24 protein-coding genes and 1 pseudogene are annotated in these 22,052 nt (G+C 62.5%); 14 read left to right on the top strand and 11 right to left on the bottom strand.

Annotated features, from left to right (window positions below; all coding sequences use genetic code 11):
• Nucleotides 1–123 precede the first annotated feature (123 nt).
• Nucleotides 124–309 (bottom strand): hypothetical protein, encoded by a 186-nt coding sequence (locus NKI88_RS12625; RefSeq protein ID WP_023686050.1) that lies wholly within the window; start codon nucleotides 307–309, stop codon nucleotides 124–126.
• Nucleotides 310–619: 310 nt separating this feature from the next.
• Between NKI88_RS12625 and NKI88_RS12620 the strand changes: the two genes are divergently transcribed.
• From NKI88_RS12620 to NKI88_RS12605, 4 genes are all read left to right on the top strand, one after another.
• Nucleotides 620–979 (top strand): septal ring lytic transglycosylase RlpA family protein, encoded by a 360-nt coding sequence (locus NKI88_RS12620; protein ID WP_023672096.1) that lies wholly within the window; start codon nucleotides 620–622, stop codon nucleotides 977–979.
• A gap of 252 nt (nucleotides 980–1,231) precedes the next feature.
• Entirely contained in the window at nucleotides 1,232–2,509 is a 1,278-nt protein-coding gene (locus tag NKI88_RS12615) for a polyhydroxyalkanoate depolymerase (RefSeq protein WP_023686051.1), read from the top strand.
• Between the two features lie 192 nt (nucleotides 2,510–2,701).
• On the top strand, nucleotides 2,702–3,319 hold the full coding sequence (locus NKI88_RS12610) for a transglutaminase-like cysteine peptidase (protein WP_023752821.1): 618 nt from the start codon (nucleotides 2,702–2,704) through the stop codon (nucleotides 3,317–3,319).
• Nucleotides 3,320–3,658: 339 nt separating this feature from the next.
• Nucleotides 3,659–3,865, top strand: a complete 207-nt coding sequence (locus NKI88_RS12605) for a hypothetical protein (RefSeq protein ID WP_023710325.1) — start codon at nucleotides 3,659–3,661, stop codon at nucleotides 3,863–3,865.
• Nucleotides 3,866–3,955: 90 nt separating this feature from the next.
• Here NKI88_RS12605 and NKI88_RS12600 read toward each other — a convergent pair whose 3' ends face one another.
• The 4 genes from NKI88_RS12600 to NKI88_RS12585 form a co-directional block, all read right to left on the bottom strand.
• The gene (locus NKI88_RS12600) at nucleotides 3,956–4,324 is read right to left on the bottom strand and encodes a helix-turn-helix domain-containing protein (protein WP_352655391.1); all 369 of its coding nucleotides are present in this window, start codon (nucleotides 4,322–4,324) and stop codon (nucleotides 3,956–3,958) included.
• Entirely contained in the window at nucleotides 4,324–4,842 is a 519-nt protein-coding gene (locus tag NKI88_RS12595; RefSeq protein WP_352655389.1) for a Smr/MutS family protein, read from the bottom strand. The genes NKI88_RS12600 and NKI88_RS12595 overlap by 1 nt, the downstream gene beginning before the upstream one ends.
• The gene (gene mltA, locus NKI88_RS12590; protein WP_023745900.1) at nucleotides 4,839–5,939 is read right to left on the bottom strand and encodes a murein transglycosylase A; all 1,101 of its coding nucleotides are present in this window, start codon (nucleotides 5,937–5,939) and stop codon (nucleotides 4,839–4,841) included. Before mltA ends, NKI88_RS12595 begins: the two co-directional genes overlap by 4 nt.
• Nucleotides 5,940–6,017: 78 nt before the next feature.
• A complete protein-coding gene (locus NKI88_RS12585) occupies nucleotides 6,018–6,722 on the bottom strand; it encodes a Tim44/TimA family putative adaptor protein (RefSeq protein ID WP_023672103.1) in 705 nt (234 codons plus the stop codon).
• A 196-nt stretch (nucleotides 6,723–6,918) separates the two neighbouring features.
• Between NKI88_RS12585 and NKI88_RS12580 the strand changes: the two genes are divergently transcribed.
• Both NKI88_RS12580 and secB read left to right on the top strand, forming a co-directional pair.
• Complete coding sequence (locus NKI88_RS12580) at nucleotides 6,919–7,419, top strand: FxsA family protein (protein ID WP_352655401.1); 501 nt, start codon at nucleotides 6,919–6,921, stop codon at nucleotides 7,417–7,419.
• Nucleotides 7,420–7,558: 139 nt separating this feature from the next.
• Nucleotides 7,559–8,059, top strand: coding sequence for a protein-export chaperone SecB (gene secB, locus NKI88_RS12575; protein ID WP_023672105.1), 501 nt, complete (start codon nucleotides 7,559–7,561; stop codon nucleotides 8,057–8,059).
• 262 nt (nucleotides 8,060–8,321) lie between these two features.
• Here the strand turns inward: secB and dnaQ are convergent, their stop codons facing one another.
• The 5 genes from dnaQ to NKI88_RS12550 form a co-directional block, all read right to left on the bottom strand.
• Nucleotides 8,322–9,026, bottom strand: a complete 705-nt coding sequence (gene dnaQ, locus NKI88_RS12570; protein ID WP_023672106.1) for a DNA polymerase III subunit epsilon — start codon at nucleotides 9,024–9,026, stop codon at nucleotides 8,322–8,324.
• A 125-nt stretch (nucleotides 9,027–9,151) separates the two neighbouring features.
• A complete protein-coding gene (gene coaE / locus NKI88_RS12565) occupies nucleotides 9,152–9,736 on the bottom strand; it encodes a dephospho-CoA kinase (protein WP_352655399.1) in 585 nt (194 codons plus the stop codon).
• A gap of 27 nt (nucleotides 9,737–9,763) precedes the next feature.
• Nucleotides 9,764–10,591, bottom strand: a complete 828-nt coding sequence (locus tag NKI88_RS12560) for a shikimate dehydrogenase (protein ID WP_352655387.1) — start codon at nucleotides 10,589–10,591, stop codon at nucleotides 9,764–9,766.
• On the bottom strand, nucleotides 10,584–11,183 hold the full coding sequence (locus NKI88_RS12555; protein ID WP_352655385.1) for a Maf-like protein: 600 nt from the start codon (nucleotides 11,181–11,183) through the stop codon (nucleotides 10,584–10,586). The genes NKI88_RS12560 and NKI88_RS12555 overlap by 8 nt, the downstream gene beginning before the upstream one ends.
• Nucleotides 11,184–11,241: 58 nt before the next feature.
• Nucleotides 11,242–12,180 carry a pyruvate, water dikinase regulatory protein gene (locus tag NKI88_RS12550; protein WP_460222828.1) on the bottom strand — a complete coding sequence of 313 codons (939 nt, stop codon included), beginning with the start codon at nucleotides 12,178–12,180 and terminating at the stop codon, nucleotides 11,242–11,244.
• Nucleotides 12,181–12,463: 283 nt separating this feature from the next.
• Between NKI88_RS12550 and hemE the strand changes: the two genes are divergently transcribed.
• From hemE to yddG, 4 genes are all read left to right on the top strand, one after another.
• A complete protein-coding gene (gene hemE, locus NKI88_RS12545) occupies nucleotides 12,464–13,495 on the top strand; it encodes a uroporphyrinogen decarboxylase (protein ID WP_352655383.1) in 1,032 nt (343 codons plus the stop codon).
• Nucleotides 13,495–14,037: a protoporphyrinogen oxidase HemJ gene (gene hemJ, locus NKI88_RS12540; protein ID WP_352655381.1), complete on the top strand. Its 543-nt coding sequence runs from the start codon at nucleotides 13,495–13,497 to the stop codon at nucleotides 14,035–14,037. Before hemE ends, hemJ begins: the two co-directional genes overlap by 1 nt.
• A 163-nt stretch (nucleotides 14,038–14,200) precedes the next feature.
• The gene (rho, locus tag NKI88_RS12535) at nucleotides 14,201–15,466 is read left to right on the top strand and encodes a transcription termination factor Rho (protein WP_023672113.1); all 1,266 of its coding nucleotides are present in this window, start codon (nucleotides 14,201–14,203) and stop codon (nucleotides 15,464–15,466) included.
• A gap of 167 nt (nucleotides 15,467–15,633) precedes the next feature.
• Nucleotides 15,634–16,560 (top strand): aromatic amino acid exporter YddG, encoded by a 927-nt coding sequence (gene yddG, locus NKI88_RS12530; protein WP_352655379.1) that lies wholly within the window; start codon nucleotides 15,634–15,636, stop codon nucleotides 16,558–16,560.
• A gap of 306 nt (nucleotides 16,561–16,866) precedes the next feature.
• Here the strand turns inward: yddG and NKI88_RS12525 are convergent.
• Nucleotides 16,867–16,991: pseudogene (locus NKI88_RS12525) on the bottom strand (DUF255 domain-containing protein); the annotation flags it as partial.
• Nucleotides 16,992–17,027: 36 nt separating this feature from the next.
• Between NKI88_RS12525 and mnmE the strand changes: the two are divergent.
• The 4 genes from mnmE (at nucleotide 17,028) to NKI88_RS12505 (ending at nucleotide 22,049) form a co-directional block, all read left to right on the top strand.
• Complete coding sequence (gene mnmE / locus NKI88_RS12520) at nucleotides 17,028–18,350, top strand: tRNA uridine-5-carboxymethylaminomethyl(34) synthesis GTPase MnmE (RefSeq protein WP_023687597.1); 1,323 nt, start codon at nucleotides 17,028–17,030, stop codon at nucleotides 18,348–18,350.
• Nucleotides 18,351–18,682: 332 nt separating this feature from the next.
• Complete coding sequence (gene mnmG / locus NKI88_RS12515; protein ID WP_352655377.1) at nucleotides 18,683–20,557, top strand: tRNA uridine-5-carboxymethylaminomethyl(34) synthesis enzyme MnmG; 1,875 nt, start codon at nucleotides 18,683–18,685, stop codon at nucleotides 20,555–20,557.
• Nucleotides 20,554–21,186, top strand: a complete 633-nt coding sequence (gene rsmG, locus NKI88_RS12510; RefSeq protein ID WP_023708807.1) for a 16S rRNA (guanine(527)-N(7))-methyltransferase RsmG — start codon at nucleotides 20,554–20,556, stop codon at nucleotides 21,184–21,186. The genes mnmG and rsmG overlap by 4 nt, the downstream gene beginning before the upstream one ends.
• A gap of 65 nt (nucleotides 21,187–21,251) precedes the next feature.
• Nucleotides 21,252–22,049: a ParA family protein gene (locus tag NKI88_RS12505; RefSeq protein ID WP_023672118.1), complete on the top strand. Its 798-nt coding sequence runs from the start codon at nucleotides 21,252–21,254 to the stop codon at nucleotides 22,047–22,049.
• Nucleotides 22,050–22,052 lie beyond the last annotated feature (3 nt).

The following is a 22,052-nucleotide window of genomic DNA, read 5'->3' as shown; positions in this document are numbered from 1 at the left end:
CCCCATATGTTCGCCCCCCTGCACGGCGCGCGCCTTTCCGCTCCCCCGGCGAGCGGGGGTGAGGTGGCGCGCGACGCTCGACGGAGTGGGGTCGATCTGTGGCGGTCGATTTTTCGTCGCAACTCACCCCGGCGAACGGCTCGCCCATACCAGCCCGGCGAAACCGACCAGCATGGTCACGATGCCGATATAGAGCCATTGCGACTGGCCGGTCATGAAGCTACCGCCGACCACGCCAATGCCCTGCAGCGACCACAGCGCGCCAATGGCGAGCACGATCAGCGCCAGCAGATATCTGAACAGTCTCATCGCCAAGATTCCTTTCCGAAGTCGATCGTCAACTGCGCCATGACCGTGATGACAGAGCGAAAGGACGGCGCCCAATCGCGCTCTCTTCTACTTGTACTATAACGTCCTGCCTTGCTCACGGAATCTGTGAAACAGCTCGCAATATCGCCGGCGATACGGCCGCGCCACACGAAAGATGCCTGACAAACTGTTTCCCAGCGACTCCAAACGTGTGCCGGTGCCACGGAACTGCCCGATGCTTGCCGCATTTCCTGCCTTATTCGACACTTAACGGCTGGGGTCTGTCGAAAACGGAGCCAATCCCCCCAACATGAAGAAAACAAACCAGACCGCGCTTGTCGCGGTAACGATCGCGGCTGGCCTGATGGTCGGTGCATCCGCCTCCTCCGCCGCTGGCCAGTGCGGCCGCGCCTCCTGGTACGCACTGCATTCCAGGACCGCCAATGGCGAACGCATGAACCCGTCGGCGCTGACCGCCGCGCACCGCAGCCTGCCTTTCGGCACCAAGTTGAAAGTGACCAACCAGAATAATGGCCGCAGCGTCATCGTGCGCATCAACGACCGCGGCCCGTTCATCAAAGGGCGCGTGCTCGATCTGTCCAAGGGCGCCGCCGGCCAACTCGGCTTCATCGGCTCCGGCCATACCTCGGTGTGCATGGCGCGCGTCTAGATCTGTCCAAGTCCGGCCCGATCGGGCCGGACACATCCTGCCCCGTCGTCCAACAGCCTTGCATTTTGCAGTGCACATTGAGCCGGCTGCACCCGCCCAACGCGGTTTCTCAAGGCCTTGGACGAAAGATTGGCATATGTCACGCCACGTGACGTATTGCATCGCAGCAATATCTTGTTAACCTCCGCGCGAGACATTCAAGGCTCGGCGCTGTCCGTCGTCCCTTCGGTCACGGCAGCTGCGGAGTACCTGATGTTCTACCAGCTCTATGAAATGAACCATGCCGCCCTGCAGCCCGCGCGGCTTTATGCCGATGCAGTGCGGCTGTTCTACACCAACCCGCTCAATCCGTTTTCGCATACGCCGTGGGGCCGCTCGGTCGCCGCCACCGCCGAACTGTTCGAGCGCACGACGCGCCGCTACAGCAAGCCGCATTTCGGCCTGAGCAAGACCGTGGTCGACTGGAAGAGCGTCGAGGTCAGCGAAAAGACGGTGTGGTCGAAGCCGTTCTGCAATCTTACCCGCTTCGAGCGGTCGGTGCCCGCCGGGCGAAAGGCCGACCCCAAGCTTCTCATTGTGGCGCCGATGTCGGGCCATTATGCGACGCTGCTGCGCGGCACGGTCGAGGCGATGCTGCCCTATGCCGACGTGCACATCACCGACTGGGTCGATGCCCGCATGGTGCCGGTGACCGACGGCCATTTCGACCTCGACGATTATATCGACTACATCATCGACATGCTGCATGCGCTGGGGCCGGACACCCATGTGATGGCGGTGTGCCAGCCTTCGGTGCCGGTGCTGGCAGCGGTGGCGCTGATGGAAAAGCGCGGCGATCCCTTCGTGCCCTCGACCATGACGTTGATGGGCGGGCCGATCGACACCCGCCGCAATCCGACCGCGGTCAATCTTCTGGCCAAGGAAAAGGGCATCGACTGGTTCCGCGACAACGTCATCATGCACGCGCCCTGGCCGGTGCCGGGCTTCGGCCGCGAAGTCTATCCGGGGTTCCTGCAGCTGTCGGGCTTCATGAGCATGAACCTCGACCGCCACATCACCGCCCACAAGGACTTCTTCATGCACCTGGTCAAGCATGACGGCGACAATGCCGAGAAGCACCGCGATTTCTACGACGAATATCTGGCGGTGATGGACCTGACGGCGGAATTCTATCTGCAGACCGTCGACACGGTGTTCGTGCGCCATGCGCTGCCCAAGGGCGAGATGACGCATCGCGGCGAGGTGGTCGACACCAAGGCGATCCGCAATGTCGCGCTGTTCACGGTCGAAGGCGAGAACGACGACATTTCCGGTCTCGGCCAGACCCAGGCCGCCCACGATCTCTGCCCCAACATCCCGGCTGACCGGCATGCGCATTACATGCAGCCGGCCGTCGGCCACTACGGCGTCTTCAACGGGTCGCGATTCCGCTCGGAAATCGTGCCGCGCATCGTCGATTTCATCACAAGCTACGGCCGCCAAACACGCGTAGCGGTGAAACCCAAGCTGGTCCGCTCCGCCAAAGGCTGAGGCTCGATCCGGCTGCAGCGTGCATTGCCCGCAAAAGCGGGGCGATTTTGCGCGCCACAGGCGTTCTGTTGCACAATAGACGCTGTTGGGCGGGCGCGGGTAACCATGCCGAAGAATCTGGCTCCCCCGATAATTGACACGGAGTGTAAATCCCCTTTAACCTTTCGTTAACAACAAGGGCGAACGGGGACAATGACTTCCTCACCGATAGCACGGACGCTGCGCTTGTGGGCGGCAGCAGGGCTGGCGATCTCTGCGTGCTGGGCAGTCCCGGCACTTGCAGGCGGCGCCATGGCGACGGGCGGCATGACCTCGCAGCCGATCGGCCACTATGATTTCTGTAAAACCCAGCCCGGCGAATGCTCGATCCGGCCGAGCAACCTCAACCCCGCCGCGATGACCGACGCCTTCATGCGCAAGCTGATCAACGTGACGTCAAGGGTCAACGCCGCCGTCAAGCCGATGAGCGACTACGACATCTATGGCAAGGACGAGGTCTGGGCCTATCCCGACAAGGGCGTCGGCGATTGCGAAGACTATGTGCTGGAAAAGCGCCGCCAGCTCTCGCGCTCTGGCGTGTCGCTGGCCGATCTCTTGATCACCGTCGTGCGCAAGCCGGACGGCGAAGGCCATGCCGTGCTGACCGTGCGAACCGACAAGGGCGACTACGTCCTCGACAATCTGACCGACAAGGTGAAGATCTGGGACGCCACCGGCTATCGCTTCCTCAAGCGGCAGGCCATCGACAACACCGGCCGCTGGGTCTCGATCCGCGGCGGCCAGCAGGTGCTGGTCGGCGCGGTCCAGTAAATAAAGACGATGCATGTGAGCGCGTCGCTGCGAACAGCTTCGTCGGAAGCCCGCGGCTAATAACTTTCACGAGATAACCGCAAGTCGGCGCTGCCCCTCATTGCCCTGCCGGGCATTTCTCCCTGTATAGTGACGGGGAGAAAGATGCTGCCATCGGTTCGCCAATCGTCAACGTTGCAAAATAGTCGCCGGCAGGCGGATGAGGGCAGCGCTGCCCTCGAAATCTTATCTCTCGAAACGCCTCCTCAAAAAATTTCGCTACCTGCGTGAACCAAACCGTCTCCAGCGGCGACACACAGCCGTAACCAGAACCCAACCACCCAAACATGGAGACTTCAAATGACTGCTTTCCTTCGTAATGCCTTCCTCGCCGTTGTTGCGGTGTCTTCCTTGGCCGGATCCGCCATGGCCGATCAGACCGGTTGCGCCAAGACCAACAACTGGGGCAATCGCTGTTGCGAGCTCAACTCGGACTGCCTGGGCGGTGGCCGCGGCGGCGATCATGACAGCACTGGCGGCCGTGGCGGCCAGGCCGGCGCGAAGTAATCGTGACATATGCCCGCTGGCTATCGGCCGGCGGGCATCGCTTTCAGGAACAGCGCAAGCAAACCTTGCGCCTTGGCATCGCTTACCGGATTACTCTCGCCGCTCCAGTGCCGCCCGGATCGAGCCGGTGATGCGGGCAAGCTCGGCTTCGTCCAGCTTCTCGATGTTTTCGGCCAGGAGATTGGCCAACTCGGTGGCGGCAGGACTGAGGCCGGACGTATCGAGTCTCACCCGCGGATGTGAGGCCTCGGCCAGACGCGCCAGCTCTTCGGCATCGTCCCAGATGACGTTGAAATAGCCGATGATCTTCTGGATCAGCGTCCAGGTCGGCGCGCCGCGGCGGCCATGTTCCAGCGCCGACAGATAGGCGGCGCTGACTCCGATCGCCTGCGCCATGTCCTTCTGGCGCAAGCCGCGCTCGGCTCGAAGCGCCCGCAGTTTTTCGCCGAACGGCGTCATCAGCGGGTTCGCCTGAGCCGAACGTAGAGCGCGCCCGAACCGCCGTGGTTGCGGGCGGCGTGATCGTGGCTGGAGACCAGCGGCCGGAAGGCAGGCGTCGACAACCAGGCAGGCACGGCGCGCCGCAAGACGCCGTCGCCGCCCGACGACGACCCTTTTCCCGTAATGACGAGGACATAGCGGACCCCGCCGGCATGGGCCCGGTGCAGGAACGAAAACAGCAGCGAATAGGCCTCGTCCTGGGTCATGCCATGCAGATCGACGCGGCCTTCGATCGGCAGCCGGCCCTTCTTCAGCTTGTCCAATGTCGGCTCGTCCAGCGCGTGCGATACATGCTGCGCCTTCGGCTTGGCGGCGAGGACCGGACCGACAGCGACCGGCGTCTGTGCCGGCTTAGGGCCTACGACGATGTCGGGAATCTCGACCGCGGTCCGGCCCTTCAGCGGTCGGGCGGTACGCGCCACCAGGTTCCACAGCACCCGATCGTCTTCGTTGAGTTTATCGGGGCGCTTGCTCATCGATTCGATTCCGAAACGAGAGCGCGTGGAACCAAGGCATAGAAATCGGCCGCATTGCGAACGACGCCGGCGATCTCGCCGGCCGCATCGCCGGAGCCGGCGAACAGATCGCCCCGCGCCGGTCCGATGATGGCCGAGCCGGTGTCCTGCGCAATCATCAGCCGCCGGAACGGTTTTCCGTCGAAGGCGGTCAGCGACGGAGCGTCGATGTAGAAGGGGGTACCGAATGTGTGCAGCAGCCGGTCGACCGCGAGCGAACGGCCCGGCGTCAACGGCACCTTGGCGGCGGCGATTGGACCGGATGCGGCATCGTCGACATCGGCTTCGCGAAAGAAGATGTAGGAGCGGTTCTGCCAGAGGATCTCGTCGACGCGATCCGGATGCGCCCTGAACCAGGCGCGGATAGACTGCATCGTCACTTTTTCCAGTGGGATTTCGCCGAGTTCGGCGAGAATCTTCCCCGGACCGCTGAAACGTTGGCCGGATTTGGCGGCGTAGGAGACGCGGCAAAGCCGGCCGTCGGTCATCTTCAGCCTGGCCGCACCTTGCACATGGATGAAGAAGACGTCGACCTTGTCGGCAAGCCAGGCGATTTCCAGGCCTTGGCCGGCCAGCGCGCCGCGCTCGATCTCACTGCGGTCGAAATACTCCACCAGGCCCTGCGGCGCATCGCGGGCGAAGGCCAGATAGTCGTCCATCCCTCGAGGACGGTTGGCATCATCGATGTCGACGAGATCGGAAGGCCGCGCCAGCAGCGGCACCGTGAATTCATCCGTGCGCACTGGTGAGGCCTCGGCCTCGGGCTCGTAGAAGCCGGTGACCAGGCCGAGGTTTTCGGATCGAATCTGGACTGGCGCGAAATGGCGCTCGAAAAAAGCCTTGGCCGCCGACCGATTCGCCGGCGAAACGGTGCGCGCCTCGTCATAAGCGCCGGCAAACGCGTTGAACCGGACGCCCAACGAACCGGTGCGGTAGGGCTTGTTCAGGACATGAAAGGCCGAACGGCGGAAGGCTTCGAAAGCGGGCAGATGGTCATCGGAATTCCAACCGGGAAGATCATCGAAGGACTTTTCCACGAAAAGCGGCGAGAGCGACACCTCAGCCTCGCCACTGCCCATGTTTGCCTGCATGTCGCTATCCCAAAAAAGCTGCCCGCACCGGGCGACATGATAGGCTCAGTCTTCTTCCTCGGTGGCGACCAGCTTCCAGTTCGGATCGCGCGAGCGTGTGTCGCGGGCGAAGGTCCAGACATCCTTGACCTCGGCCACCGTCTCGGGATCGCCGTCGATGACGGCACCCGCCTTGTCGCGGGTCGCCGAAATCAGTTCGCTCACGATGCGCAGCGTGATGTGGGCCTCGCCGCCCTTCATCTCGGCCGAGACGATGTCGGCCTTGTCGATGCCGACGAAGGAGGACTGGATCTTTTCGGCTTTCGCCTCGCGGTCGCCAATCGCGGCAACGAAGCCGTCAAAAACCTCGCGCGACAACAGGTTCTTCAGCGTTTTTCGGTCGCCATCGGCATAGGCCATGACGATCATCTCATAAGCCATCTTGGCGCCGTCGACGAAGACTTTGGGGTCGAAGGAGGGATCATTGTCCTTGATCGCGCGCAGGCCCTTGTTGAGGTCGGTGTCGGGCTTTGCGAAGGCATCGATGGCCGCATAGGTCTCGGCAGCCGTCTCGCCCGGCATGCGCTTGCGCGGCAGCGAAACCACATTTTCGGGCTTCTGGGTCGCGTCCTTCTCGGTGCGGCTGGCCGTGTACGGATCGAAGGGCGGGCGCTCGCTGCCCGTGCGGCGGCCAAGCACGTTGCGCAGCTGGAAAAAGATCACCACCGCCGCAATCAGAAAGAAAATGGTGCCGAAGTCGAAGAATCCCATATCTTTCGCCAATCAATCCCTGACTTGGCCGGGACCGCCAGCCAATCGGGCGGCGGTCGCATGGCGTTAAACATGCAAAGCATATAGAACGCATGGCGCAATCATTCAAATCAAAGGCAGGCATACCTATCTAACGGCCTCAGTGCCAGCGGCGATTATGCGCCGCCCGGCAAACATGGAAACGATCGGTCAAGATTTGCGCATTTCCTTCCTTCCTCTGTTCCTGCTTGCGCTGCCGCTGCTGGAAATCGCCGGTTTCGTCATTGTCGGCCGCGAGGTCGGGGCGCTGGCGACGGTCGGCCTGGTGCTGGCTTCAAGCATTGCCGGCGTGCTTCTGCTCCGGCACCAGGGTTTTGGCGTCATGGCGCGGGTCCGCGCCGAGATGGCCGGCGGCGGCGACCCCAGCCGCCAGCTCGCGCATGGCGCCATGATCGTGGTCGCCGCGATCCTGTTGATCATCCCCGGCTTCATTACCGATATTATCGGCCTGCTGCTGTTCCTGCCGCCGGTGCGCGACCTTGCCTGGCGCAGGCTCAAGGGCCGCATCGTCGTCGCGACCGATTTCACCGCCGGCGGTTTTCGCGGCAGGTCGCGCGACAAGGTCATCGACCTCGACGACGGCGACTATTCGCGCGAGGACGATTTCAACCGCGGTCCCGACCATAACTCGCCGTGGCGCCGCCTGAAGGACGACTGAATGTCGCCTTGAGGACGACTGACTATTGACCCCTTCCGGCCTGAAGGCGGCAAACCTTGTCTTGTCTTGCCGACCATGCTAGCCAACGCCCGATTTCAATTCGGTCAGCGCTGCTGTCCAGGCAAAAGGAACAAGGCTCATGGCCAGCAAAGATGACGCGCCGGTCGGCGCCGCCAACGGCAACGGCGAAACGGCGCAGCCGTCGCTCAACGTGCTTGCCCAGTATGTGAAGGACCTGTCCTTCGAAAGCCCCGGCGCGCCGAACTCGCTGCGCGGCCGCGACAAGGCCCCCGGCATCGCGATCAACGTCAATGTCAATGCCAACCCGCTCTCCGACAAGCAGTTCGACGTCAATCTGACCTTGAACGCCAAGGCGTCCTTCGACCAGGAAGTGCTGTTCAATGTCGAACTGGTCTATGGCGGCGTATTTGCCATCGCCGGCTTCCCGCAGGAGCACATGCTGCCGATCCTGTTCATTGAATGCCCGCGGCTTTTGTTCCCGTTCGCCCGCCAGATCATCGCCGAAGCCACCCGCAATGGCGGCTTCCCGCCGTTGATGCTCGACCCGATCGATTTTGCCCAGATGTTCCAGCAGAAGCTGGCCGAGGACCAGGCGGCATCGAAGGTCAAGGTGAGCTGAAGGCAAGCGTCACGCGCATGAGTTGAAAGCCCGGCTTCGTGCCGGGCTTTTTGTCTACTGAGATGCTGGCGGGACAGCACCCCCCTCTGCCTTGCCAGGCATCTCCCCCTCAAGGGGGGAGATTGGCCGTCATCGCGACCTTCGCCAACTTTAGACGTTGCAGGAATGGGCTGGAGCGGCGAAGCTGCTGATCTCCCCCTTGAGGGGGAGATGGCCGGCAGGCGAGAGAGGGGTGTGACGGAACGCTACCTCCGCGATCCGTTCACCCCGCCGCCACCTTCAGCCACAGCGCCTTTTCACCCAGCGTCGCCACCAGCCCCGCATGCGCCGCTCGCTCGCCCTCAGTCAGGCGCGGCGGCAGGGCGATTGGCCTGGCGGCGATCGAGATGTCGATGTCGGCAACGTCGCCATTGCTGTTGAGCTGCACCACGACGGCGTCGAGGACAAGTGCGGCCTGCTTGCCGCCGATGAGTTCGATGTAGACTTCGGCCAGGAGCTCGGAATCGAGCAGCGCGCCGTGCTTGGTGCGGTGGCCGTTGTCGATGCCGTAGCGGCGGCAGAGCGCGTCGAGCGAATTGGGTCCCATAGGGTGCTTGCGCCGCGCCAGCGCCAGCGTGTCGACGACGCGCCCGGTGTCTATGGCCGGCTGGCCGAGCCGCCCGAATTCCGTGTTGAGGAAGCCGATGTCGAAATTGGCGTTGTGGGCGACGAGCTTGGCGCCGTCGGTGAAGGCGAGCCATTCCTCGGCGATTTCGGCAAAGGTCGGCTTGCCGACGAGGTCGGCGGCGCTGATGCCGTGCACGGCTTGCGCCTCGACATGGACGGCGCGCCCCTGCGGATTGATGAATTTGTGGAAGGTGCGGCCGGTCGGGAAGCGGTTGACCAGCTCGACGCCGCCAAGCTCGATGATGCGGTCGTCGCGCATGTCGAGTCCGGTGGTTTCGGTATCGAAAATGATCTCACGCATAGAATCAACCCGCTCCTGGAGGAGTAGAATCATGGAGCGGAACAAAATGGCAATGGGCAATGCCGACAGCCTGGCGTCAGGAGCCTGATGGGCGCGACTTATCCCCCAGGAGTTAGCAGGCGAGTTCAGCGCCCTGAGAGCTCGGCAATGATCGCGCCGACCGCGGTGCGGGCGGCGTCCATGCCTTCGCCGGTGTCGATGACGAAATCGGCCTGCCGGCGCTTTTCTGCGTCGGGCACCTGCTTGGCCAGGATTGCCGACAGCTTTTCCTCACTTATGTCAGGACGCGCCAGCACGCGGGCGCGCTGGATATCGGCCGGCGCGGTGACGACGACGACCTTGTCGACACGGTTGCGGCCGCCGGTTTCGAACAGCAGCGGAATGTCGAGCACGACGAGCGGCGCGCCGGCGGCGCGGTGCCTTGCCAGAAAGGCATCGGCATCGGCCCGCACCAGCGGATGGACGATCGCCTCCAATGTCTTCAGCGCAGCAGCGTTGCCGAGCACGCGGCGCGCCAACTCGGTGCGATCGACCGAACCGGCAATCACGGTGCCGGGAAAGGCCGCCTCGACGAGAGGTGCTGCCTTGCCGGCATAGAGGCGATGTACGGTCGCGTCGGAATCATGCACCGGCACGCCGGCGTCGACGAACATTTTCGCCGTCGTCGACTTGCCCATGCCGATCGACCCGGTGAGGCCAAGCACGATCATCATTTGGCGCCCATCATTTGCGACCCATCATTTGGCGAGGATGTCGGCGACGATCATCTGTCGCAACTCAGGCGTGACCTGCGGCATCTTGCCGAACCAGCGTTCGAAACCGGGCACAGCCTGGTGCAACAGCATGCCGAGCCCGTCGACCGTCTTCAAATTTCTCGCGCGGGCAGCGGCAAGCAGCGGTGTTTCCAGCGGCACATAGACGATGTCTGCGACAATGGCGTGAGCTGGCAGGCCGGCCGGATCGGCGGCCAGCGTCGCATCGCCATGCATGCCAAGTGCCGTCGTGTTGATCAGCAAGCCGGCATCGCCAAGCAAGTCGCCGACCGCGCCATGCGCCGAGACGCCGGCCCCGAAGCGGTCGGCGAGTTCTTGCGCCCGCGCCAATGTGCGGTTGACGATGCGGATATCTTTGATGCCGCGCACTTTAAGCGCGTGGATGACCGCGCGCGACGCGCCACCGGCGCCGAGCACCACGGCCGGAGCGTTTCTCTCCCAGCCCGGGGCATGCTCCTCGAGATTGCCGGCAAAGCCGATCCAGTCCGAATTGCCGCCCCACAGCACGCCGTCGTCCAGCCACAGCATGTTGACCGCGCCGATCATCTCCGCCGCTTCGTCGCGGCGCTCGACCCGGGCGAAGGCGACTTCCTTGTGTGGAATGGTGACGTTGCCGCCCTGATAGCCATTGGCCTCGAGCGACGAGAGGAACTCGGGAAAATCGGCCGGCGCGACATCGATCGCATAATAGCTGCCGTCGATGCCGTATGTGTTCAGCCAATAGCCGTGGATCTTCGGCGAGCGCGAATGCGCGATCGGATGGCCGGTGACGAAAGCTTTTTTCTCAACCATCGATGGCTCCGAGCGCACGCAATTCCGCCAGCACCGGTAACAGCGGCAGGCCGACAATGGTGAAATAATCGCCTTCGATCTCTTCGAACAGCTGGATGCCTTCGCCCTCGATCTGGTAGGCGCCGACGCTCGACAACGCCTTGGCGCCGACGCGGGCCAGGTGCCGGCCGACGAAGGCCGGATCGAGCTTGCGCATGGTAAGGCTGGCGATGCCGACATGGCGCCACAGCACCTTGCCGTTGCGGCAGAGCACGGCGGCGCTGTTCAGCTGATGCGTCTTGCCTGACAGCGCCAACAGATGGCGGCGGGCGCCTTCCATGTCGGCCGGCTTGTGGAACACTTCATCTCCCAGTGACAAAGTCTGGTCGCAGCCGAGCACCAAGGCGCCCGATCTGCGTTCGCTGACCTCGGTCGCCTTGGCTTCGGCGAGTATCAGGGCGACATCTTCCGGCGACACACCGCTGTCCTGCAACGGCGCCTCGAGCGCACGCTCGTCGACATCGGCAGGCACCGCTTCGATGCCGAGCCCGGCATTGATGAGCATTGCTTTGCGGAACGGGCTGCCGGAGGCGAGGATGATTTTTTCGGTCATGGGTTCTGGGCCTGGTCGATAGTGGTTGATTGGGGCAGGAGGTCGCGTTGCCATCCCATCATCTATTCTTCCCCCGCAGGGCAACAATGGCTGCCGCGGTCTCTTCGATCGAGCGGCGGCTGACGTCTATCATCGGCCAATTGTGGCGGGTGCAGATCTGGCGGGCATAGGCGAGCTCTTCGGCGATCGAGGCACGGTCGACATAATCGGTCGCTTCGTAGGTGCTGCTGTTGCCGAGCACGCGGTTCTGCCGGACATGCGAGATGCGTTCGGCGGTGGCGATCAGCCCGACGATCAGCGGCTTGGTGGCAGCGACCAGGCTTTCGGGCACCGGCACGCCGAGCACGATCGGGATGTTGGCGGTCTTGATGCCGCGGTTGGCGAGATAGATGCTGGTCGGCGTCTTCGATGTCCTGGAAATGCCGATCAGCACCACATCCGCGTCGTCCATATTGAGCGGCAGCTGGCCGTCATCATGCTCCATGGTGAAATTGAGTGCGTCGATACGGTGGAAATAATCGGCGTCGAGCACATGCTGGGCGCCGACGCGGCGGCCGGCCGGCGTGCCAAGATAGGACTGGAAGACGGTGAGGACCGGCTCCAGCACCGAAACACAGGGCAGCCCCATGGTGGCGCAGCGCTCGTCAATGCCGCGCGCCAGCTTCTGGTCGACGACGGTGTAGAGGATGATGCCCGGTTCCTCCTCTATGTCCTCGAAGACTTTCGCCACCTGCTTTTCGGTGCGGATGAGCGGATAGATATGCTCGATGGCGCGCGCATCCTTGTATTGCGCCGAGGCGGCTCGGCCGGCCGCCAGCAGCGTCTCGCCGGTGGCGTCGGAAATCAGGTGCAGGTGAAAGAAGCTCTGGGGTTTGTTCACAGGGGGCGCCTCAGGCTGTGGGCTTGTGTGGATAAACCGGGGCCGCAAAGGCGACCGGCTGGAGGCGACTGTATCAGAAGGCCAGTTGTCCACAATTCGATGCGCTGTCAGCTTCACTGTGCGGTTGGGGACAAATCTGGGGACGGGCGTTTTTGCCAGCGCTTCATCCACAGAGGCGGTTTTTCAGCGGCTACGCCAAACCATTGACTCCAGTCATGGAATCCTGGTCATCCACACTCTTTGACAATCCCGCGGAAGAAACACGCGACAAAATGCTGGCTGGCCTTTTCCAGGGCAAAGCGGGACAGGTGACAACCACCGATACCAACAGACTCTTAGAATCAGAAAATTCTAGAAATAGACTATTTAATTATAGAGAAGGCAGGGAAGAGAGCGCTCAATGCCCGAGAACCGCATCGTGCTGGACGTGCTGAGAGGCGAGGCAGTGTTTCCGCCGCCGCTCTGGATGATGCGCCAGGCCGGGCGCTATTTGCCGGAGTACCGCGAGACCAGAAAGCGCGCCGGGTCCTTTCTCGATCTTTGCTACAATCCTGATCTGGCTGTCGAAGTGACGCTGCAGCCGATCGAGCGCTTCGGCTTCGATGCCTCGATCCTGTTCTCTGACATTCTGGTCGTGCCGCATGCGCTGGGACGCGATGTCCGCTTCGAGGAGGGCCGCGGGCCGCTGCTGACGCCAATCACTGCAGCTGAGATTTCGGCTCTCAACAGTGAAACGTTTCACGTGAATCTCGAACCGGTCTACGAAACGGTTCGCCGGCTGCGGGCAAGATTGCCTGACGAGACCACGCTGATCGGCTTCTGCGGCGCGCCGTGGACGGTGGCGACCTACATGATCGCTGGCCACGGCACACCCGACCAGGCGCCGGCGCGGCTGTTTGCCTATCGCGAACCGACGGCCTTCAAGCATCTCCTGAAAGTGCTCGCCGATCACTCCGCGGCCTATTTGATCCGCCAGATCGAAGCCGGTGCCGACGTGGTGCAGATTTTCGATTCCTGGTCCGGCGTGCTTGATGATGCGTCTTTCGAGCAGTTCTGCGTGGAGCCGGTGGCGGAGATTGTCGGCCAGGTTCGTGCGGTTCATCGCGATGTTCCGATCATCGGCTTTCCCAAGGGCGCCGGCGCCCGCTACGAGACCTATCGTGAGAAGACCGGGGTCACGGGGCTGGGGATCGACTGGACCGTGCCCCTGTCGGCTGCGAACGAACTGCAGCATTCAGGGGCGGTCCAGGGCAATCTCGATCCCTTGCGGCTCGTGGCTGGCGGCAAAGCCCTGTCGGACGGCGTCGATGCGATCCTCAAGGCGCTGGGAGACGGACCGCTGATCTTCAATCTCGGCCATGGCATCACGCCGGAGACGCCGGTGGCACATGTCGAGGCGATGGTGAAGCAGGTGCGGAGCGCGACACGCTGATGGCTCAATCGGATAATACGGGCGGCAACAGCACTCGTGGGGCGATGATGCGGATGACCATCGGCATCGGAGTGCTGGTTGTTCTCACCGCACTTTTGTTTTTCTTTGCGCCTGAGGGTTTCTATCCCTGGGCGAAGGCAATCCATATCCTGGCCGTCATCTCCTGGATGGCCGGCATGCTCTATCTGCCGCGATTGCTGGTCTACCACGCCGACACAGAGAAGGGGTCCGTCCAATCGGAGACCTTCAAGGTGATGGAGCGGCGTCTGCTGCGCGGCATCATCGATCCGGCGATGATCGTCACCTGGGTGTTCGGGCTTTGGCTTGCCTGGAAAGTGTTTGGCTTTCACGGCGGCTGGCTGCACGCCAAGATAGGCTTGGTGCTGTTGCTGTCGGGCGTGCATGGCTATCTGGCCGGTGCTGTCAGGAAATTCGCCGAGGACCGCAATGAAAAACCGGCGCGGCACTGGCGAATCGTCAACGAGATCCCCACATTGCTGATGATCGCCATCGTCATCCTGGTTGTCGTCAAGCCGTTCTAGGCCCATTTCGGTCGACAAAACGCAGCTTGCTCTTTCCCCCGACCGACGATAAAAGACGGGTCTTCCTTCCCGTCATGCGCCGCCCTTGATTGCTTTCGGCCGCGCCCGGCATTTATCGCATCCAGCCGATATATTTTCCCCAAAGCAGATTCAGAGTCCGTCTATGCAAGAAATGAAACTCGCAGAGTTCAAGAACAAGAAGCCGCCAGAGCTGATCGCCTATGCCGAATCGCTCGAAGTAGAAAACGCCAGCGTCATGCGCAAGCAGGAACTGATGTTTGCCATCCTGAAGAAACTGGCCGCCCAGGACGTCGAGATCATCGGCGATGGTGTGGTCGAGTTGTTGCAGGACGGTTTCGGCTTCCTGCGCTCGGCCAACGCCAATTATCTGCCGGGTCCCGACGATATCTACATCTCGCCCTCGCAGATCCGCCGCTTCTCCTTGAAGACCGGCGATACCGTCGAAGGGCCGATCCGCAGCCCAAAAGAGGGCGAGCGCTATTTCGCCCTTCTCAAGGTCAACACGATCAATTTCGACGATCCCGAAAAGATTCGTCACAAGATCCATTTCGACAATCTGACGCCGCTCTATCCGACCAAGCGGCTGAAGATGGAGATCGACAATCCGACCGGCAAGGACATCTCGTCGCGCGTGATCGACCTGGTGGCGCCGATCGGCAAGGGACAGCGCGCGCTCATCAACGCGCAGCCGCGTACCGGCAAAACGGTGCTGATGCAGAATATTGCCCACTCGATCACGGCCAATCATCCGGAATGCTATCTGATCGTACTTCTGATCGACGAACGGCCAGAAGAAGTGACCGACATGCAGCGTTCGGTGAAGGGCGAGGTCGTGTCCTCGACCTTTGACGAACCGGCGGTGCGCCACGTCCAGGTCGCCGAAATGGTCATCGAAAAGGCCAAGCGCCTGGTCGAGCATGGCCGCGACGTCGTTATTCTGCTCGATTCGATCACCCGCCTCGGCCGTGCCTACAACACCGTCGTGCCGTCCTCCGGCAAGGTGCTGACCGGCGGTGTCGACGCCAACGCGCTGCAGCGGCCAAAGCGCTTCTTCGGCGCGGCCCGCAACATCGAGGAAGGCGGCTCGCTGACCATCATCGCCACCGCGCTGATCGACACCGGCAGCCGCATGGACGAAGTGATCTTCGAAGAGTTCAAGGGCACCGGCAACTGCGAAATCCAGCTCGACCGCAAGGTCGCCGACAAGCGCATCTACCCGGCCATGGACATTTTGAAGTCCGGCACCCGCAAGGAAGACCTGCTGGTCTCCAAGCAGGATCTGCAGAAGATCTTCGTCCTGCGCCGCATCCTGGCGCCGATGGGAACCACCGACGCGATCGAGTTCCTGATCGACAAGCTGAAGCAGACCAAGACCAACGCCGATTTCTTCGACTCGATGAACACGTAAGCTTCTCGTCGGCCATCGTTTCGCATTGAAGCCCCGTTCCGGGAACTGGGACGGGGTTTTTCATTGCGGGGGCAAACAGGTCGCATTTCCGACAGGGCGTGGCCTTGGGCGGCAATTTCCATCGCTGTCGTCATGCGAGTAATCCCGTCTCGAAGATCGGAGGCCGCATGAAGAAGACAATCCCGACCCTGATCGGCTTCTCGGCCATCCTGACATGGTCCTTCTTGGCGCTGCTTTCGACGGCGGCGGGACCGATTCCGCCCTTTCAGCTGGCGGCGATGACGTTTCTGCTTGGCGGGTTGGTCGGCGCGTCGAGCTGGCTTGTCCGTCCGGCGGCGATCAAGTCGCTGCGCCAGCCGTGGCAGGTCTGGGCGCTCGGCACAGCGGGGCTGTGCATCTATCACTGCGCCTATTTCTTCGCCATCCAGTCGGCGCCGCCGGTCGAGGTCAGCCTGATCGCCTATCTCTGGCCGTTGCTGATCGTCGTCTTTGCCGCCTTCCTGCCTGGAGAAAAGCTTAGGGCCCATCACATCGCCGGCGTCATGCTCGGCCTTGCCGGCGCCATTGTGGTGATCACCAAGGGCGGCACGATCGGACTGGCCAATGGTGTGATGAAGGGGCATGTCATCGCGCTGTTCTGCGCTTTCATCTGGGCCGGCTATTCGGTTTTATCGCGCCGCTTCGGCAAGGTGCCGACCGATGTCGTCGTCGGTTACTGCTTCATCACGGCTGCGGTCGCCTTGGTGCTGCACCTCACCCTTGAGACCACCGTCTGGCCACAGACGGCGACGCAGTGGAGCGCCATCGTCATCTTGGGCGTAATACCGCTAGGCGCCGGCTTTTACGCCTGGGACTATGGCTGCAAGCACGGCGACATCATGATCCTCGGCGCCCTCTCCTACGCGGCGCCCCTCTTCTCGGTCATCGTGCTTCTGCTGGCAGGCTTTGGTGTGTTTCACTGGTCGGTGGCTGTTGCTTGCATCCTGATCACGGTCGGAGCGGTGGTCGCGGCCAAGGATTTGCTGTTCGCGCCGCGGCCGCTATCCATTGATGTGACGCGGCTTCCTTCGGCCTTGGACGGAAACACGGGTTGAGCTACCGGCGTAGCAGCAGCGGCTAGTTCCTACGGATCCGGCCCCACGGGCAGGATAGCCGGTACATAGCTCCGGTCTGCCGGTCTGCGGCCGGATGCCACTGGCCAATGTTAAGTCGATTCGCATCCGTTCCGATCGCGGAGACGATCGGCGTGACGCGGGTCGGGATTTCCGATTCGCAACCGGAACGAGGCTTGCCTCATGGGGAGATGGGCTCCAGCTTCACGGTTCCGGGCCAGGAACAGGCATTAACGATGCCGGCCTGCCGTAGGGCTTGCTGGCCCGCCCAGAACTGCTTGGCGTCGGACCCGCCTGCTCGCACATGGATGACGAGGCGGCTATACAGATTTGGTAATGTCCGGCCGCTCCTCGCGATCGACCTTGATATTGACGAACAGCCGGTTCATGACGGCCGCGACACTGTGGGATTGTCGACCGGACAGCTAGGCGACCGGTGAGAAGGGCAAATGATTTCAGGCGATTCGATCGTTGCGCTTTCCAGCGGGCGCCTGCCCGCCGGCATCGCTGTCATCCGCATTTCCGGACCGAAGACTCGATTCGTCGTCGAAACGGTTGCCGGTGGTAAGGTCAAGGACCGGGTTGCAACCCTGCGCAAGCTCCGAACGGTGGACGGTTCGCTTATCGACAACGGCCTGGTGCTGTTTTTTCCTGGGCCGAACAGTTTTACCGGCGAGGATGTCGCCGAGTTCCACGTCCATGGCGGCCGCGCCGTGGCCGGCAAGATGCTGGAGATCATTGCCGGGTTTGACGGCGTGCGTCATGCGGAACCTGGTGAATTTACGCGCCGGGCTCTTCTCAACGGCAAGCTGGATCTGGTTGAGACGGAGGCGTTGGCCGATCTGGTCAATGCCGAAACCGAAGCGCAGCGGCGCTTTGCCGTGCAGAATGCCGAAGGAGTGCAAAGCGAACTCTATCTTGGCTGGCGCCGTCGGCTGATCCATGCACGGGCGATGATCGAGGCGGAAATCGACTTCGCCGACGAAGACGACGTGCCCGGTTCGGTTTCGGACACGGTCTGGTCCGATGTGCGCGCAATGGTGGGCGAGATCGGCCGGCATGTCGATGGCTTCCATGCCGCCGAGATCATCCGTGACGGGTTTGAGGTTGTCATCCTCGGTGCACCGAACGCCGGAAAATCCAGCCTGTTCAACGCGCTGGCCAGGCGTGAGGCGGCGATTGTTACCGACGAGCCCGGCACGACGCGGGACTTGCTCGAAGTGGTGCTGGATCTCCACGGAGTGCGGGTCAGGGTAACCGACACCGCGGGCCTGCGCGAGTCGCCCGGCAAGATCGAAGCGATCGGCATCGAAAAGGCGCGGGCCAAGGCGCACACGGCTGACCTGGTGCTGTTGCTGGAAGATCTGGCGGACCCTACTGCGATCGGCAACATGCCTGTCGAGGCCCCGGCTTTGAGAATCGGCACCAAGGTCGATCTCTTGAAAGGTTCGCCGCGATCAGAGGCGTATGATGCGTTGATATCGACGGTGGACGGCACTGGTTTGGCTGAACTGCTGGCTGAGATCGGCAGGCGCGCCGCGGCTGCTATCGGCGACGCCGGGGACATCCTGCCGTCTCGGTTGCGGCATGTGGAGCTGCTCAATGAGACCAGGCGCTTTCTGATCTCGGCTTTGTCGGGGCAAGAGTGCGGCCAGGAGCTGCGGGCGGAGGAGCTGCGTCTTGCGGCGGACCGGCTTGGCCGGATTGTCGGCGCGGTGGATGTCGAGGACCTGCTGGACGTGATCTTTTCGCAGTTTTGCATTGGGAAGTGACTCACGTGAAACAGGGGGGCGCGCTGTGTGAGTGACTCACGTGAAACACAGGGGGCCGCCCAAGTGCGTGTTTCACGTGAAATGAGACGGTTGGCAAAAGGGCAAGTGGCCGAAAGCCTGCACCGCCCCTCATTGTCCCCGTTCATGGGGAGAAGATGCCGGAAGGTAGATAAGGGGCAGCGCCAAACGAGGCTTCGCTGCTCCTATGACTCACGTGAAACACCTCTGCGACTTTCAGCACTCCGGTCCACGTGAACGAATCAACCTGCAATCCTTGACAGCGTCCTCTCGTGGGGACATGTGTCGGGAAATCTCTTAATCTGGAAGGGACAATGATCGATCGCTATGATGTGGTTGTGGTGGGCGGTGGCCATGCCGGGTGCGAGGCTGCGTCCGCTGCCGCGCGCGCCGGCGCCAGGACCGCGCTGGTCACGCTACGCTTCGACACGATCGGTGTCATGTCCTGCAATCCGGCGATCGGCGGCCTCGGGAAGGGCCATCTGGTGCGTGAGATCGACGCCATGGACGGGCTGATGGGCCGCATCGCCGATGCTGCCGGCATCCAATTCCGCCTGCTTAATCGCCGCAAAGGCCCTGCCGTGCGCGGGCCGCGCACGCAGGCCGACCGCAAGCTGTATCGGCTGGCCATGCAGGAAGCGATTCGGCAGCAGAACGGTCTCGACGTCGTCGAAGGCGAGGTTCTGGACTTCGACATCGTGGATGGACGGGTCGCCGCTGTGCGCCTGGCCGACGGGCGCCGGTTGGTGTGCGGCGCGGTGGTGCTGACCACCGGCACGTTTCTCCGCGGTCTTATTCACATTGGCGACAGGAAGATTGTCGCCGGGCGGATGAACGAGCAGGCGAGCCTTGGCCTGTCGGCGACGATGAGCCGCGCCGGTTTCGCGCTTGGACGGCTGAAGACCGGCACGCCGCCGCGGCTCGATGGCCGCACCATCGACTGGGCGTCGCTGGAAAGCCAGGCGGCCGACGAACATCCAGTGCCGTTCTCGCTGCTCACCGACACAATCAAGAATCCGCAAATCCATTGCGGCATCACGCGTACGACACCGGCGACGCACGAGCTGATCCGCGCCAATCTCGGCCGCTCCGCCATGTATTCCGGCTCGATAGAGGGGGTCGGACCACGCTATTGCCCGTCGATCGAAGACAAGATCGTCAAGTTCGGCGATCGCGAAGGTCATCAGATATTCCTCGAGCCGGAAGGGCTGGACGACGACACGGTCTACCCCAATGGCATTTCGACCTCCCTGCCCGAGGATGTGCAACTCGACATTCTCAAAACTATACCCGGGCTAGAGCGGGCGACCATGCTGCAGCCCGGCTACGCCATCGAATACGACCATGTCGATCCGCGCGAGTTGGAGCCGACGCTTGAGGCCAAACGTATTGCGGGGCTTTTCCTAGCCGGTCAGATCAACGGCACCACCGGTTATGAAGAAGCCGGCGCGCAAGGCCTGCTCGCCGGGCTCAACGCCGCGCGCAAGGCGGCGGCCGACGACCAAATCGTGCTCAGCCGCACCGAAGCCTACATCGGAGTGATGGTCGACGACCTCACCAGCCGCGGCATTGCCGAGCCCTACCGCATGTTCACTTCGCGGGCGGAGTTTCGCTTATCGCTGCGCGCCGACAATGCCGATGAAAGGCTTACGCCTCTGGCAAATCGGCTTGGTATCGTGTCGCCGGAGCGGACGCAGCGGTTCAATCAAGTCACACAGGATCTTGATAGGGCGCGCGAACTCGCAGTTGCGACGACGATGACGCCCAACGAAGCGGCGCGGCATGGGCTGGAGATCAACAGGGACGGCGTGCGCCGCTCCGCTTATGAATTGCTCGCTCATCCCAGCGTCGATATCGCTTGGCTGGCCCGTGTTGCGCCGGCCTTTGGCGCAATCGACCCCAAAACCGCCGAGCGGCTCGAAACGGAAGCGAAATATTCGGTTTACCTTGATCGCCAGCAGGCAGATGTCGCACAGGTCCGCCACGAGGAAAGCCGGTTGATCCCGGCGTCGGTGGATTTCGCCGATGTTCCCGGCCTGTCCAATGAGCTGAAGCAGAAGATGCTAACGCGTCAGCCCCGGTCGATTGCTGACGCGCAGCGTATGGAAGGCATGACGCCGGCGGCGCTGGCAATCATCGTCGCGCACGTCCGCAACGCTGAAACGGCCGCGCAAAGGGCCGTTGCGTGAGCGCTGCCTCATGGGCGAGCCTGCAAGAGGCCGCGGGACCGGTTTCACGTGAAACATTCGATCGGTTGGTGACGTTCGAACAGTTGTTCCTGAAATGGAACCGCAGCATCAATCTGGCCGCGCCGTCGACGCTGGACGATGTCTGGGGCCGCCATATTCTGGACAGCGCGCAGCTGGCGCGAATCGCCCCCCAGGCCAAACGCTGGGCCGATCTTGGTTCGGGCGGCGGTTTTCCGGGCCTGGTAATGGCCTTCCTGCTGGGCGAGCGCGACGGCGCGTCGATCGATCTGGTCGAGAGCAACCGCAAGAAAGCATCGTTTTTGCAGGCGGTCATTGGCCAGTTCGGTTTGCCGGCACGGGTCGTCGCCCGGCGCATCGACGACAGCTATGCGCTTGTTTCCGCACCCGAAATCATCACGGCGCGGGCGCTGGCCGCGCTGCCGGCGCTGCTCGATCTGTCGGCGCCGTGGCTGACCAAGGGATCGCGGGCGCTGTTCCACAAAGGCCGGGATTACCGCTCCGAGGTGGAAGAAAGCACTCACCGCTGGGCTTTCGATCTGGTAGAACATCCGAGCATGACCGACGCCCATGGCGTCATCCTCGAAGTGACCGATCTGCGGACGGCGTAAGCTCTCCTTCGCAACCTTGGCGACGCAATGAATACCTGGCCCACATGAATACCTGGCACGGACCCATGAAAACCGGACCTCGCATCATCACCGTCGCCAACCAGAAGGGCGGCGTCGGCAAGACTACCACCGCCATCAATCTGGCCACGGCGCTGGCCGCGATCGGCGAAAAGGTGCTGATCGTCGATCTCGACCCGCAAGGCAATGCCTCGACGGGTCTCGGTATCGACCGCAAGGACCGCACCGTCTCCTCCTACGATGTGCTGACCGGCGAACTCGGCCTGGAAGAGGCCGCCATTCCAACGGCGGTGCCCGGCCTGTCGATCGTGCCGTCGACGCTCGATCTGCTCGGCATCGAGATGGAAATCGCCTCGGCGCCGGATCGCGTGCTTAAGCTGCGCAACGCGCTGCGCGCCGCCACCGAGCGCGGTGCGCCGTTCGGCTATGTGCTGATCGACTGCCCGCCCTCGCTCAACCTTTTGACTTTGAATTCAATGGCGGCAGCCGATTCTGTTCTTGTGCCGCTGCAGTGCGAGTTCTTCGCGCTGGAAGGGCTAAGCCAACTCCTGGAAACGGTGGAGCAGGTGCGTCGTTCTATCAATCCAGACCTGATCATCCAGGGCATCGTGCTGACCATGTATGACGGCCGCAACAACCTCGCCAACCAGGTGGTGCAGGACGTGCGGGCACACATGGGCGACAAAGTCTACGAGACGATCATTCCTAGGAATGTGCGGGTGTCCGAGGCGCCGTCCTACGGCAAGCCGGCAATCCTCTACGATCTCAAGTGCTCAGGCAGCCAGGCCTATCTGCAGCTGGCGTCCGAAGTGATCCGCCGCGAGCGCAAATTGCGCGCCGCTTGATTA

Source organism: Mesorhizobium sp. M0317 (genome assembly GCF_040321555.1).
Lineage (GTDB): Bacteria > Pseudomonadota > Alphaproteobacteria > Rhizobiales > Rhizobiaceae > Mesorhizobium.
Note: the sequence above shows the minus strand (reverse complement) of the source record. Positions and strands in the feature narration are given on the sequence as shown.

What these genes read in the sequence shown, in the direction of transcription:
- NKI88_RS12625 (WP_023686050.1), bottom strand. Translation starts at nt 309, where the DNA reads ATGAGACTGTTCAGATATCTGCTGGCGCTGATCGTGCTCGCCATTGGC.
- NKI88_RS12620 (WP_023672096.1), top strand. Translation starts at nt 620, where the DNA reads ATGAAGAAAACAAACCAGACCGCGCTTGTCGCGGTAACGATCGCGGCT.
- NKI88_RS12615 (WP_023686051.1), top strand. Translation starts at nt 1,232, where the DNA reads ATGTTCTACCAGCTCTATGAAATGAACCATGCCGCCCTGCAGCCCGCG.
- NKI88_RS12610 (WP_023752821.1), top strand. Translation starts at nt 2,702, where the DNA reads ATGACTTCCTCACCGATAGCACGGACGCTGCGCTTGTGGGCGGCAGCA.
- NKI88_RS12605 (WP_023710325.1), top strand. Translation starts at nt 3,659, where the DNA reads ATGACTGCTTTCCTTCGTAATGCCTTCCTCGCCGTTGTTGCGGTGTCT.
- NKI88_RS12600 (WP_352655391.1), bottom strand. Translation starts at nt 4,324, where the DNA reads ATGACGCCGTTCGGCGAAAAACTGCGGGCGCTTCGAGCCGAGCGCGGC.
- NKI88_RS12595 (WP_352655389.1), bottom strand. Translation starts at nt 4,842, where the DNA reads ATGAGCAAGCGCCCCGATAAACTCAACGAAGACGATCGGGTGCTGTGG.
- NKI88_RS12585 (WP_023672103.1), bottom strand. Translation starts at nt 6,722, where the DNA reads ATGGGATTCTTCGACTTCGGCACCATTTTCTTTCTGATTGCGGCGGTG.
- secB (WP_023672105.1), top strand. Translation starts at nt 7,559, where the DNA reads ATGGCCAGCAAAGATGACGCGCCGGTCGGCGCCGCCAACGGCAACGGC.
- dnaQ (WP_023672106.1), bottom strand. Translation starts at nt 9,026, where the DNA reads ATGCGTGAGATCATTTTCGATACCGAAACCACCGGACTCGACATGCGC.
- coaE (WP_352655399.1), bottom strand. Translation starts at nt 9,736, where the DNA reads ATGATCGTGCTTGGCCTCACCGGGTCGATCGGCATGGGCAAGTCGACG.
- NKI88_RS12560 (WP_352655387.1), bottom strand. Translation starts at nt 10,591, where the DNA reads ATGGTTGAGAAAAAAGCTTTCGTCACCGGCCATCCGATCGCGCATTCG.
- NKI88_RS12555 (WP_352655385.1), bottom strand. Translation starts at nt 11,183, where the DNA reads ATGACCGAAAAAATCATCCTCGCCTCCGGCAGCCCGTTCCGCAAAGCA.
- hemE (WP_352655383.1), top strand. Translation starts at nt 12,464, where the DNA reads ATGCCCGAGAACCGCATCGTGCTGGACGTGCTGAGAGGCGAGGCAGTG.
- hemJ (WP_352655381.1), top strand. Translation starts at nt 13,495, where the DNA reads ATGGCTCAATCGGATAATACGGGCGGCAACAGCACTCGTGGGGCGATG.
- rho (WP_023672113.1), top strand. Translation starts at nt 14,201, where the DNA reads ATGCAAGAAATGAAACTCGCAGAGTTCAAGAACAAGAAGCCGCCAGAG.
- yddG (WP_352655379.1), top strand. Translation starts at nt 15,634, where the DNA reads ATGAAGAAGACAATCCCGACCCTGATCGGCTTCTCGGCCATCCTGACA.
- mnmE (WP_023687597.1), top strand. Translation starts at nt 17,028, where the DNA reads ATGATTTCAGGCGATTCGATCGTTGCGCTTTCCAGCGGGCGCCTGCCC.
- mnmG (WP_352655377.1), top strand. Translation starts at nt 18,683, where the DNA reads ATGATCGATCGCTATGATGTGGTTGTGGTGGGCGGTGGCCATGCCGGG.
- NKI88_RS12505 (WP_023672118.1), top strand. Translation starts at nt 21,252, where the DNA reads ATGAAAACCGGACCTCGCATCATCACCGTCGCCAACCAGAAGGGCGGC.